This window comes from Saccharothrix sp. BKS2, from assembly GCF_047689505.1.
GTDB classification, from domain to species: Bacteria; Actinomycetota; Actinomycetes; order Mycobacteriales; family Pseudonocardiaceae; genus Actinosynnema; species Actinosynnema lopnurensis.
In genome coordinates, this window is sequence record NZ_JAUQOL010000006.1 from 103,846 (window position 1) to 115,231 (window position 11,386).

Consider the following 11,386-nt stretch of genomic DNA (forward strand, 5'->3'; position numbering starts at 1 on the left):
CACTCCTCAGTTCACGAAGCGCAGGTCGGTGATCGTCCCGGAGGCGACCAGGGCGATGTAGAGGTCCGTGAGGCAGACGAAGATCAGCGACGCCCACGCCAGCTGCATGTGGCGGGCGTTGAGCTTGGAGATCTGCGTCCACGTCCAGTACCGCACCGGGTGCTTGGAGAAGTGCTTGAGCCGTCCGCCCGCGATGTGCCGGCACGAGTGGCACGACAGCGTGTACGCGGCCAGCAGCCCCACGTTCACCAGCAGCACCACGTTGCCCAGGCCCACGCCCGCGCTCAGCGCGTAGAAGGCGTCGTAGACGTTGATCAGCAGGAGCAGCGAGGCGGCGTAGAAGAAGTAGCGGTGCAGGTTCTGCACGACCAGCGGGAAGCGGGTCTCGCCGGTGTACTTGGCGTGCGGCTCGGCGACCGCGCACGCGGGCGGCGACAGCCACGCCGCCCGGTAGTACGCCTTGCGGTAGTAGTAGCAGGTCAGCCGGAAGCCCAGCAGGAACGGGATGATGATCACGGGTGGGGTCAGGAACCCCGGGAACTCGGGCAGCGGCCGGCCGAAGTGGGCCGCACCGGGCACGCACTCCTGGCTCAGGCACGGCGAGTACATGGGCGTCAGGTAGCGGTACTCGTCCACCCAGTAGTGGTCGCCCATGAACGTGCGCACACCCGCGTAGATGGAGATTAAGAGCAGGCCACCGAACGTGACCAGCGGTGGGAGCCACCACCGGTCCGTCCGCAGTGTGCGCCGGGCGATCTGCGCCCTCATACCTCACCTCGTTCCACTTCGTTGTGGTGGGACAGTTCGGGATCGGTCCCGGAACCGGGGTGTTCCGGGAAAACCGAACCGGCCCCCGCGTGGTGTTGGTTCACGCGGGGGCCGGTCGGGGGTCGGTCAGGTCCGGTGGCTGCGGTAGCCGCCGAGCCCTTCGTCGTCTGCGTCGTGCCAGAGCTGCGGGTCGTAGGGCGTGTCGGGCACGACCACGACCTCGCGCTCGACCCGGGGCGCTTCCCGCTGCCGGGGCGTGCGGTCCAGGTCGACCAGCTCGGTCGCGTCGATGTCCATGCGCTCGACGTCGTTGGCCAGCCTCTGCACCGCGGCCACGTCGCCGTACCGCGCGCGCAGGCCGCCGACGCACTGGCGCAGCTGGCCGAGCGCCCGGCGCAGCGCCACGATCTCGGAAGACGTCATGGTCAGCACCTCCTTGGGTCCGGTGCCGACTCTGCCAACTCAACGCCCTTGTGACAAGAACCACAGGCACCGACGGCGCGTCTCAGCAGCTGAATCGTTTTTGTAATGATCATGAGTCGTGACATAGTGTGCGGGTTGTCACGTCCTTCGTGCGACGCCAGCGCTGCCGTCCCACCGGGCCACACGGCCCGTGATCACCACCGGAGACAGCGAAACCATGAGCGTGCATCCCGTCGTCGCCCGAGTGACGACTCGAATCGCCGCCCGCAGCGCCGCCGGTCGGGCCGCCTACCTGGAGCGGATCGCCGAGGCCCACCAGGAGGGGCCCGCCCGCCGCGACATGGCGTGCAGCAACCTCGCGCACGGCTTCGCCGGCATCACCGGCGGCGACAAGGACCTCCTTCGGGCGATGCGTCGCCCGAACGTGGCAATCGTGTCCTCCTACAACGACATGCTGTCGGCGCACCAGCCCATGCAGGAGTACCCCGCGTGGATCAAGGACGCGGCGCGCGCGGTGGGCGGCGTGGCCCAGTTCGCGGGCGGCGTGCCCGCCATGTGCGACGGCATCACCCAGGGTCGCGCGGGCATGGAGCTGTCGCTGTTCAGCCGGGACGTGATCGCGATGTCGACCGCCATCGCGCTGTCCCACGAGATGTTCGACGCCGCGCTGCTGCTCGGCGTGTGCGACAAGATCGTGCCGGGCCTGCTGATCGGCGCGCTGTCGTTCGGGCACCTGCCCGCGGTCCTGGTGCCTGCGGGCCCCATGCACTCCGGCCTGCCGAACTCGGAGAAGTCGCGGGTGCGGCAGCTGTACGCGGAGGGCAGGGCGACCCGCGAGGACCTGCTGGAGGCCGAGTCCGCCTCCTACCACAGCCCCGGGACCTGCACCTTCTACGGCACCGCGAACTCCAACCAGCTGGTCGTGGAGGTCATGGGCCTGCACCTGCCGGGCGCGAGCTTCGTGCCGCCGGGCACCAGGCTGCGCCGGGCGCTGACAGAGGAGGCCGCGCGCCGGGCCGTGGAGATCAGCCGCGGCGCGGACTACACCCCGGTCGGGCACGTGGTGGACGAGAAGTCCGTGGTCAACGGCCTGGTCGCACTGCTGGCCACCGGCGGCTCGACCAACCACACCATGCACCTGGTGGCCATCGCCTCGGCCGCGGGCATCGAGCTGAGCTGGGACGACTTCGCCGAGCTGTCCTCGGTGGCGCCGCTGCTGGCCCGCGTCTACCCCAACGGCTCGGCCGACATCAACCACTTCCAGGCGGCGGGCGGCGTGCAGTTCCTGGTGCACACGCTGCTGGAGGCCGGCCTGCTGCACGAGGACGTGCAGACCGTGGCCGGGCCCGGCCTGGCGCGCTACACCGAGGAGCCGGTGCTGGTCGAGGGCGTGCTGACCTGGCGCCCCGGCGCGGGCCGCTCGCTGGACACCGACGTGCTGCGGCCCGCGTCCGAGCCGTTCGCGGCCGACGGCGGCCTGCGGATGCTGTCGGGCAACCTCGGCCGCGCGGTGATCAAGGTGTCGGCGGTCGAGGCGCGGCACCGCGTCGTGGAGGCGCCCGCGCGGGTGTTCACCACGCAGGAGGCGTTCAGCGCGGCGTTCAAGGCGGGCGAGCTGGAGCGCGACGTGGTGATCGTGGTCCGGCAGCAGGGCCCGCAGGCCAACGGGATGCCCGAGCTGCACAAGCTCGTCCCCGCGCTGGGCGTGCTCCAGGACCGCGGCTTCCGGGTCGCGCTGGTCACCGACGGCCGGATGTCCGGCGCGTCGGGCAAGATCCCGGCGGCGATCCAGCTCACCCCGGAGGCGGCCGTGGGCGGCCCCCTGGCGCGGGTGCGCGACGGCGACGTGCTGCGGCTGGACGCCGAGACGGGCACCCTGGAGGTGTTCGTGGACCCGGCGGAGCTGGGCGCGCGCGAGCTGGTGGACTTCCCCCCGGACGCGCAGGCGTGGACCGGCACGGGCCGCGAGCTGTTCGCCGCGCTGCGGCGGGCGGTCGGGCCGGCCGACCGGGGCGCGAGCGTGTTCGGACCCATCGCGGCCTCGCACTTCGAAGGCCGGTTCAACCAGGAGGTGTCCCGGTGACCACCAGCTCTGACCTGCTGGAGCTGTCCCCCGTCATCCCGGTCGTCGTCGTGGACGACGCCGAGCACGCCGTGCCGCTGGCGCGGGCGCTGCTGCGCGGCGGTGTCCGGGTGATCGAGCTGACCCTGCGCACGCCGGCCGCCCTGGCGGCCATCGAGCGGGTCGCCGCGGAGGTGCCGGACATCGTCATCGGCGCGGGCACGGTCACCCGGCCCGAGCACGCCGAGCAGGCCGCGAAGGCGGGGGCGGCGTTCCTGGTGACGCCCGGCTCCACCGACCGGGTGCTCGACGCCGCCGAGGACACCGGGCTGCCGTTCCTGCCGGGCGCGGCGACCGTGTCGGAGGCCATGCGGCTGGCCGAGCGCGGCCTGACCGCGCTCAAGTTCTTCCCCGCGGAGGCCGCGGGCGGTGTGGAGTACCTGAAGTCCATCGGCGGCCCGCTGCCCGGCCTGCGGTTCTGCCCGACCGGCGGCATCACGCCGGGGAGCGCGCCGAGCTACCTGGCGCTGCCCAACGTCGGCTGCGTCGGCGGGTCGTGGCTCGCGCCGAAGGACGCGCTGGCCGCGGGTGACTTCGGCCGGGTCGAGGAGCTCGCCCGCGCGGCGGCCGCGCTGGGGTAGGACGGGCGGGGTCGGGCTGGGCGGGTCGGACTGGTCGGGGTGGACTGGTCGGGGTGGAGCTGGCCGCGGGTCGAGCTGGCCGCGGGTCGAGCTGGCCGCGGGTCGAGCTGGCCGGACGCGGTTCGCCGGTGGCCGGCCCCGGCCGGGTCTTGGCGCGCTTGCGGCCCTCCCGGCTATGGCCGGGTGCTGCCGCGCTTGCGGCTCGCCCAGCTACGGCCTGCCCGGCTACAGCCGGCCCGGCTGCGGCCAGGTCTTGGCACTCTTCCCGCCCGCGCGGCTGCGGGGCGCTGCCGGTGTCGGCCGGCGGCGCGGGCCCGCGTCACGCCAGGTGGGCCAGGGCCTCCGGGATGGAGTCCGCGACCGGCACGCCCGCCCGCTCCAGGACCCGGCGCGAGCTGACGCCCGTGGCGACCAGCACCACCCGGGCCCCCACGTGGCGGGCGGCGTCGGCGTCGTCCACCACGTCGCCGATGACCACGACCTGGTCGGGCCGCAGCCGCTGCGCGTCGAGGTGCGCGGCCAGGTGCTCGGCCTTCGAACCGCCGCCCACCTCCGCGCGCAGGCCGTCGACGCGGGTGAACAGGTCGGCCAGGCCGAGTTCGGTGATCGTCGGGACCAGCTCGTCGTGGAACCACATGGACAGCAGCGACTGGGTCCGGGGCAGGGACCGGAGGAGGTCCGGCACGCCGTCGGCCAGGCCGCACCCGTGCAGCGCGGCGCGGTACTCCTCGTGGAAGACGAGGTCGATGCGGGCCCAGTCGACCGCGGTGAGGGTGCGCGCGAGCAGCCGCTCGTAGCAGTCCTTGAGGGGGCGGCTGTAGGTGTCGCGCCAGTGGTCGAGGGTGACGGCGTCGCGGCCGAAGTCGCGGCAGATCCGGTTGACCGCGGCCAGGACCGCGTGGTTGTCGGCGAGCAGGGTGCCGTTCCAGTCCCAGACGACGTGCTCGGCCCTGATGCTCACGCGCGCAGCGTACGGCGATAGGTTGGGCGCTCACTTCGGGGGAGGTAAGCGGGGGATGGACGCACGGCGGAGCACGGTGGTGACCGAGCCTCGTTCGCAGGTGGCCCTGGTGTCGGTCGGGTTCCCGGTGCTGGGCGCGGCGGTGCTGTTCGGGCTGAAGTCGATCGCCGGGTGGGTGGCCGGCCTGTCGTGGGCGCCGATGCAGGGGCCGTTCCGGCTGGTGGCCTCGGTGCCGGAGCCGTGGGCGACGGTCGGGTCACTGGGGATCGGCGTGCTGGGCGGCCTGGTGATCGTCGGAATGGCGGCCTACGAGCGGCTGGCGGTGGAGGTCTTCAACGAGGGCGTGGAGTTCACCCGCGGCGGGAAGTCGCGGAACTTCGACCGGACCCTGGTGTCGGGCGTCTTCGTGGACGGCAAGAAGGTCGTGCTGCTCGGGGTGGACACCGGTGAGCTGGCCAGGGAGAGCAGCGACCTGAGGACCGAGGACCTGGCCGAGGCTTTCCAGACGCACGGCTACCAGTGGCTGGAGAAGGACCCGTACGAGGACCGGTACCGGCGGTGGGCGGCGGGGACGCCCGACCTGCCGCCCGGGGCGGACGCGCTGCTGAAGGTGCGGGCGGAGGCGCTGCGCAAGGGCGACCACGAGGACGCCGCGCAGCTGCGCGAGGAGCTGAGCCGGCTCGGGGTCGTGGTGCGGGAGGACAGGAAGCGCCAGTTCTGGCGCCTCGCCCGCCCCGCGTCCTGACGCTCGCCAACACTCGGGCCGAGAACGCACGACGGTTCACCCCGGTCCTCGGTGGACCGACCGGAACCCCTGCGCCCCAGGGCTTTCCCACCGACGCCGAGAGGACCACGCGGCACCGACCCGGGGGCCGCTCAGTCCCGGGTCAGCTCGTCCAGCGCGTCGGTCTCCTCGCCCGCGCGGCGCAGCTCGTCGCGGACCACCCGGTAGGCCAACCCCTCCGGGTAACCCTTGCGCGCGAGCGCGGCGACCACGCGGCGGATCTTGGTCGTGTCGTCCAGGCCCCCCATGGTGCGCAGCTTCTTGCGCACCAGCTCCCGGGCCCGCTCCTCCTCCGCCTCGTCGTCGACCGCCGCGACGGCCTCGGTCACCACCTCGTCCGCCACGCCCTTGCGCCGCAGCTCCACGGCCAGGGCACGCCGGCCCAGGCCCTGGTGGGCGTGGCGGGAGCGGACCCAGACCTCGGCGAACGCCGTGTCGTCGATCAGCCCCGCCCGGTCGAACTTGCCGAGCACCAGTTCGGCCGTCTCCTCGCGGATGCCCTTGCGCAGCAGGGCATCGCGTAGCTCAACCCTGGTCCTCGCCCTGGCGGCGAGCAGCGCGTAGCACAGGTCGGTCGCCTTGCGCTGCTCCTTCACCGGGTCGACCGGGCGCGGCTCCTCGACGTCGGAACCCGGGTCCGGGCCGAAGCCGGAGTCGTCGGCCGAGCGGCCGCGGGACGCCCCGCGACCACGACCGCCTCGTCCTGCCACGTCCGCTTAGAACTCGACCGGCGCGGCCGCGGTCTCCTCGGTGTCGAGGGTGGCCCCGATGCCGAGCTTCTCCTTGATCCGCTTCTCGATCTCGTTCGCCACGTCCGGGTTCTCGCGCAGGAACTTCCGCGCGTTCTCCTTGCCCTGGCCCAGCTGGTCGCCCTCGTACGTGTACCAGGCGCCGGACTTGCGCAGGATGCCCTGGTCGACGCCCATGTCGATGAGCGAGCCCTCGCGGCTGATGCCGTGGCCGTAGAGGATGTCGAACTCGGCCTGCTTGAACGGCGGGGCCACCTTGTTCTTCACGACCTTGACGCGGGTGCGGTTGCCGACCGGCTCGCCACCGTCCTTCAGGGTCTCGATCCGCCGCACGTCGAGGCGCACGGAGGCGTAGAACTTCAGCGCCTTGCCACCGGTCGTGGTCTCGGGCGAGCCGAACATCACGCCGATCTTCTCGCGCAGCTGGTTGATGAAGATCGCCGTGGTGCCGGACGAGCTGAGCGCACCGGTGATCTTCCGCAGCGCCTGGCTCATCAGGCGGGCCTGGAGACCCACGTGGTTGTCGCCCATCTCGCCCTCGATCTCGGCGCGCGGCACGAGCGCCGCCACCGAGTCGATGACGAGGATGTCGAGCGCGCCGGAGCGGACCAGCATGTCCGCGATCTCCAGCGCCTGCTCGCCGGTGTCCGGCTGCGAGACCAGCAGCGCGTCGGTGTCGACGCCCAGCTTGCGCGCGTAGTCGGGGTCCAGCGCGTGCTCGGCGTCGATGAACGCGGCGATGCCGCCGTTGCGCTGGGCGTTGGCCACGGCGTGGAGCGCCACCGTCGTCTTACCGGACGACTCCGGGCCGTAGATCTCCACCACCCGGCCGCGGGGCAGGCCACCGATGCCGAGCGCGACGTCGAGCGCGATCGCGCCGGTCGGGATCACCTCGATCGGGGCGCGGCCCTCCTCGCCGAGCCGCATGACCGAGCCCTTGCCGAACTGCTTGTCGATCTGGGCCAGGGCCAGCTCGAGGGCCTTGTCCCGGTCGGGAGCCTGGGGTGCCATCTTGAGGTCCACCTCGGTTGTCTTGGGTCGCTGTGCGATGTCGGGGCCGACGTTACGGGTGGGGTCCGACATTTTTCGGCGGGGACCAGGTCACCAGGGGAAGGGGGTCACCCGGTCGTGTCGGGCAGTGTAGCCGAACAGGTGTTCGACCAGCCGGTCGCCACGCCGGGTCACCGGCGTTGTGCCGGCACGTCGAACGCGTCGCAGACGGCGAGCCAGACCTCCTTGGCCGGGAACCCCGCCTCCAACGCCTCGTCCGCGGTCCGACCACCGAGGCCGGACATCACGTGGTCGCGGGCGATCATCTCCCCGCGGACCTGGCCGAACTCGTTCGCCATCAACTTGCGGAACACCGTGTTGCGCATCGCGCCCAGGCTAGCGCGCCCCGCCGGGCGCCCTCAGCCCGGCGGCGGGCGGCGGCGCGTCCTCCGCGACGCCGGTCGGCAGCCGGTGGACCCGGGGCCGGCCGGCCCGTCGAGCGACCGGTGCGGCGAGCGACCGGTGCGGCGAGGCGGGCGCGAGCTCACCGCCGCCGCGCTAACCTCAAGGGGTGCTGCTGTTGCAGGAGGACCCCACGGGCCTGTCGTCGCCGATCGGGACCGTCGTGGTGATCGCCGGGCTGGTCGCGGCGATCGTCGTGGGGCTGCGCGCGTTCTGGCACAACCGCAAGCGCTGACCCTCAGCGCACCCGCGGCAGCGTCGAGAACAGGCACGCCACCAGCAGCGGCAGCGCGGTGAACCCGACGAGCAGCCCCAGCGCGGCGTAGGACCACGTGCTCACCACCACGCCCGCCACGACGCCGCCGACCGCGCCGCCGGCGTTCATGCACAGGTCCGACAGGCCCTGCGCGGCCGGCCGGTCCGCCGCCGGCACCGACTCGGTGAGCAGCGCCGACCCCGCCACCAGGCCCGCCGACCAGCCGAAGCCCAGCAGCGCCAGCCCGGCGGCCAGCTGCGGGGCGTCGTGCGCGGGCGCCATGCCCGCGATGCCCGACGCGGCCACCACCAGCGCCGCGCCGATCGCCAGCACGGGCACCCGGCCCAGCCTGTCCGCCATCCACCCGAACAGCGGGCTGGCCACGTACATCGCGGCAACGTGCAGGCTGATCACCAGACCCACCACGCGCAGCGACGAGCCGGCGTGGTCCATGTGCACCGGGGTCATCGACATCAGCCCGACCATCGCGGTCTGGCACAGCGCCACGCCGCTCAGCGCGAGCCTGGCGGCGGGCGTCAGCGACCGCCACAGCGCCGCCGCGCCGCGCGTGTCCGCCACCCCGCCCGAGCAGCAGGCCGCGGGCTCGACGGCGGCGCGGGCGACGACCAGCGGGTCTGGTCGGAGGAACCGCAGCACGACCAGCGCGGCCAGCCCGAACAGCACCGCGGACAGCAGGTAGGGACCCGTGCCCGCGGGCAGGCCCAGCCGCGCGACCACGAGCCCGGCCGGGTCGGCCAGGTTCGGCCCCAGCACCGCGCCCGCGGTCGCCGCCCACACCACCAGCGCCACCGAGCGCGCCCGGCGGTGCGGGTGGGCCAGGTCCGCGCCCGCGTACCGGGCGGAGAGGTTCGCGCTGGACGCCGCGCCGAACAGCACCAGGGCGCCCAGCAGCAGGTGCCACGAGCCGAGCACCACCGCGCACGCCGCCACCGCCGCGCCCACCGCGCCGACGCCGTAGCCGAGCACCAGCGCCGGTCGGCGCCCGCTGCGGGTCGCCAGGCGCGCCGCGGGCAGGGCGAACGCGGCCGCGCCGAGCACCGCGGCGGTCTGCGCCAGGCCGCCCACCACGTCGGCGTCCGCGAGCGCGGCCGCGATCAGCGTGCTCACCGCCAGACCGATGGTGACGCCCGCCGCGCCCAGCACCTGCGTGGTCGCCAGCACCCGCAACACCCTGCGCTGCACGACGTCCACGACGGTCATGATCTTGATCGTGCCAAAGGACCGCTGGTCCGAACAGCCGCCGACCGGGTCAGGTGGTGGGCCGACCAGGTACGGGGCCTACCGGGTACGGGGCCGACCAGTCCCCGGGTCGCTCAGGTGCCCGGCTGGACGGAGCGCTCGAAGAAGTCCGCGACCGCGTCCGCGGTCAGGTCCTCGCCGCCGCTGCTCCTGGTCACGATGCCCAGCAGCGGCAGCCCGTCGGCGGTGAACACGAGCAGCCCCAGCCCGCCGTCCGCGGCGGCCCGGTACTCGCCGGCCAGGCCGTTGCCCTCCCACCGCGCCTCGACGACGTCGCTCTTGATCGACCGCACCACGGCCTCCGCGCCCTGGTCGGCGCCGGTGACCGTCTCGGTGAGCACGTACTGGACCGAGTAGTCGTCCTGGACGGAGCAGCTGACCGCGGTGCCCTTGATGCCGCTGACGCCGCCCACCCCCGGCGCGCCGCCCGACCTGCAGGTACCGGTGTCCGGGACCGCGCCCGCGAGCAGGCGCAGGCAGCCGGTGAAGCCCTTGTCGTCCAGTTCGACGTCGGTCTTGCACTCCTGCGCGTCGGGCGTGCCCGGCGTGTTGAGCGCGAAGATCCCGCCGATCGCCGCCAGCACGAGCACCACGGCCGCGCCCGCGGCGATCAGCACCCTCTTGTCGGGCCGCCGCTTCGCGGGCCGCTGCGGGGCGACGCTGGGGAAGTTGAACTGCTGCGGCCCGGTCTGCGGGTAGCCGACCTGGTAGGGCCCGCTGGTCGCCGGGTTGACCTGGTAGGACCCGCTCGTGCTCGGGTTGACGGGGTGCGCGCCGCCGAGGACGGGGTTCGGCCCGCTCATCGGCGCGCTGACCTGGTAGGGGCCGCTGACCACGGGGTTCACCGGCCGGGTGACCACGGTGTCGGGCTCCCGACCGGGCAGCGTCAGGTCCTGGGAGCGCGGGGTGATGCCGTCCTTGGGCACGTGGTGCGCGCCCAGGGCGACGGCGGTCTCCGGCTGGTCCTGGCTCGTCGGCACCACCCGCACGTGCTCGGCGATCATGTTCGCCACCAGCGGGATGCGGCTCGCGCCGCCCACCAGGTAGATGCCCGCGAGCTGGTTGGGCGCCAGGCCGGTGGAGCGGATCGTCGAGGCCAGCAGCTCCACGCTGCGCAGCATGCTGGGCCGGACCAGCGCCTCCAGGTCGGACCGGTTGACCAGCACGTCCTCGAACGGCTCGGGCATCGGCACCTCGGTGTGCGCGTGCCGCGACAGGGACTCCTTGGCGGCCCGCACGTCCTCCTGGAGCGCGCGCCGGGCCCGCCGGTCGGCCGTGGACTCCGGGCGCAGCAGCCGCTGCCACGAGGCCGGGTCGCGGTGCGAGACCTGCCGCCCGACGTGCTCCAGCAGGGCCTGGTCGACGTCCAGTCCGCCCAGGTCGGGCAGGCCGTCCTCGGCGAGCACGGTGAAGCCGCTCTGGGTGGCGGCGACCACGGCCACGTCGAACGTGCCCGCGCCCAGGTCGTACACGGCCAGCGCCTGGCCCACGGACAGCGAGGCGTAGTGGGACGCGGCGGCGACCGGTTCGGGGACCAGGACGACCTCGCCGGGCGCGCCCGCCAGCCGGGCGGCGGACAGCAGCACGTTGCGGCGCGTGGGTCCCCACTGGGCGGGGTGGGTGAGGCGGATCTCGTCCAGCGCCTCGCCGCCCAGCTGGCGGGCGGTCTCCTCGAACACGCGGCGCAGGACGGCGGCCAGCGCGTCGGTGACCGGGACGACGTTGTCGCCGAGCAGCAGCACGCCGTCGTCCACGCGGCGCTTGGGGTTGGGCTCGAAGCGGGCCGGGTCGAGGCGGGCGCGGCGCTCGGCGTCGCGGCCCACGACCAGGGTGCCGTCCTCCTCGCAGTAGACCGCCGACGGCATGGTGGCGGAGCCGTCCACCTCGACGACCCGGGGCGGCCTGCCGTGCGCGGCGAGCACCGCCACGGTGTTGGAAGTGCCCAGGTCAACGGACAGCACGCGCACGTTTCACCCCTTCGGTTGGACGGGGTGATCGTGCCACAACCAAAAATTGTCGGACCCGTGGTT

The 11,386-nt window shown here is 73.6% G+C and carries 12 protein-coding genes; 4 read left to right on the plus strand and 8 right to left on the minus strand.

Annotation, left to right across the window (positions count from 1 at the left end):
• Nucleotides 1-6 precede the first annotated feature (6 nt).
• Complete coding sequence (locus Q5530_RS14020; protein ID WP_415362619.1) at nucleotides 7-768, minus strand: hypothetical protein; 762 nt, start codon at nucleotides 766-768, stop codon at nucleotides 7-9.
• 126 nt (nucleotides 769-894) lie between these two features.
• Entirely contained in the window at nucleotides 895-1,191 is a 297-nt protein-coding gene (locus tag Q5530_RS14025; RefSeq protein ID WP_380636317.1) for a hypothetical protein, read from the minus strand.
• Nucleotides 1,192-1,408: 217 nt separating this feature from the next.
• Here Q5530_RS14025 and edd point away from each other — a divergent pair, with 217 nt between their 5' ends.
• On the plus strand, nucleotides 1,409-3,274 hold the full coding sequence (gene edd, locus Q5530_RS14030) for a phosphogluconate dehydratase (RefSeq protein ID WP_415362621.1): 1,866 nt from the start codon (nucleotides 1,409-1,411) through the stop codon (nucleotides 3,272-3,274).
• Nucleotides 3,271-3,894: a bifunctional 4-hydroxy-2-oxoglutarate aldolase/2-dehydro-3-deoxy-phosphogluconate aldolase gene (eda, locus tag Q5530_RS14035; protein WP_415362622.1), complete on the plus strand. Its 624-nt coding sequence runs from the start codon at nucleotides 3,271-3,273 to the stop codon at nucleotides 3,892-3,894. Before edd ends, eda begins: the two co-directional genes overlap by 4 nt.
• A 319-nt stretch (nucleotides 3,895-4,213) precedes the next feature.
• Here the strand turns inward: eda and Q5530_RS14040 are convergent, their stop codons facing one another.
• Nucleotides 4,214-4,855 carry an HAD family hydrolase gene (locus Q5530_RS14040; protein ID WP_415362623.1) on the minus strand — a complete coding sequence of 214 codons (642 nt, stop codon included), beginning with the start codon at nucleotides 4,853-4,855 and terminating at the stop codon, nucleotides 4,214-4,216.
• Between the two features lie 55 nt (nucleotides 4,856-4,910).
• Here Q5530_RS14040 and Q5530_RS14045 point away from each other — a divergent pair, with 55 nt between their 5' ends.
• On the plus strand, nucleotides 4,911-5,600 hold the full coding sequence (locus Q5530_RS14045) for a hypothetical protein (protein WP_415362624.1): 690 nt from the start codon (nucleotides 4,911-4,913) through the stop codon (nucleotides 5,598-5,600).
• A gap of 131 nt (nucleotides 5,601-5,731) precedes the next feature.
• Here Q5530_RS14045 and Q5530_RS14050 read toward each other — a convergent pair whose 3' ends face one another.
• From Q5530_RS14050 to Q5530_RS14060, 3 genes are all read right to left on the minus strand, one after another.
• The gene (locus tag Q5530_RS14050; protein ID WP_415363056.1) at nucleotides 5,732-6,235 is read right to left on the minus strand and encodes a regulatory protein RecX; all 504 of its coding nucleotides are present in this window, start codon (nucleotides 6,233-6,235) and stop codon (nucleotides 5,732-5,734) included.
• Between the two features lie 120 nt (nucleotides 6,236-6,355).
• On the minus strand, nucleotides 6,356-7,399 hold the full coding sequence (gene recA / locus Q5530_RS14055; RefSeq protein WP_415362625.1) for a recombinase RecA: 1,044 nt from the start codon (nucleotides 7,397-7,399) through the stop codon (nucleotides 6,356-6,358).
• 170 nt (nucleotides 7,400-7,569) lie between these two features.
• Nucleotides 7,570-7,764, minus strand: a complete 195-nt coding sequence (locus Q5530_RS14060) for a DUF3046 domain-containing protein (RefSeq protein ID WP_380636308.1) — start codon at nucleotides 7,762-7,764, stop codon at nucleotides 7,570-7,572.
• Nucleotides 7,765-7,949: 185 nt separating this feature from the next.
• Here Q5530_RS14060 and Q5530_RS14065 point away from each other — a divergent pair, with 185 nt between their 5' ends.
• The gene (locus Q5530_RS14065) at nucleotides 7,950-8,075 is read left to right on the plus strand and encodes a hypothetical protein (RefSeq protein ID WP_380636306.1); all 126 of its coding nucleotides are present in this window, start codon (nucleotides 7,950-7,952) and stop codon (nucleotides 8,073-8,075) included.
• Between the two features lie 3 nt (nucleotides 8,076-8,078).
• Here Q5530_RS14065 and Q5530_RS14070 read toward each other — a convergent pair whose 3' ends face one another.
• Nucleotides 8,079-9,317, minus strand: coding sequence for an MFS transporter (locus Q5530_RS14070; protein ID WP_415362626.1), 1,239 nt, complete (start codon nucleotides 9,315-9,317; stop codon nucleotides 8,079-8,081).
• A gap of 113 nt (nucleotides 9,318-9,430) precedes the next feature.
• Nucleotides 9,431-11,323: an Hsp70 family protein gene (locus tag Q5530_RS14075; protein WP_415362627.1), complete on the minus strand. Its 1,893-nt coding sequence runs from the start codon at nucleotides 11,321-11,323 to the stop codon at nucleotides 9,431-9,433.
• Nucleotides 11,324-11,386 lie beyond the last annotated feature (63 nt).

What these genes read in the sequence shown, in the direction of transcription:
- Q5530_RS14045 (WP_415362624.1), top strand. Translation starts at nt 4,911, where the DNA reads ATGGACGCACGGCGGAGCACGGTGGTGACCGAGCCTCGTTCGCAGGTG.
- Q5530_RS14020 (WP_415362619.1), bottom strand. Translation starts at nt 768, where the DNA reads ATGAGGGCGCAGATCGCCCGGCGCACACTGCGGACGGACCGGTGGTGG.
- edd (WP_415362621.1), top strand. Translation starts at nt 1,409, where the DNA reads ATGAGCGTGCATCCCGTCGTCGCCCGAGTGACGACTCGAATCGCCGCC.
- recA (WP_415362625.1), bottom strand. Translation starts at nt 7,399, where the DNA reads ATGGCACCCCAGGCTCCCGACCGGGACAAGGCCCTCGAGCTGGCCCTG.
- Q5530_RS14060 (WP_380636308.1), bottom strand. Translation starts at nt 7,764, where the DNA reads ATGCGCAACACGGTGTTCCGCAAGTTGATGGCGAACGAGTTCGGCCAG.
- Q5530_RS14070 (WP_415362626.1), bottom strand. Translation starts at nt 9,317, where the DNA reads ATGACCGTCGTGGACGTCGTGCAGCGCAGGGTGTTGCGGGTGCTGGCG.
- Q5530_RS14025 (WP_380636317.1), bottom strand. Translation starts at nt 1,191, where the DNA reads ATGACGTCTTCCGAGATCGTGGCGCTGCGCCGGGCGCTCGGCCAGCTG.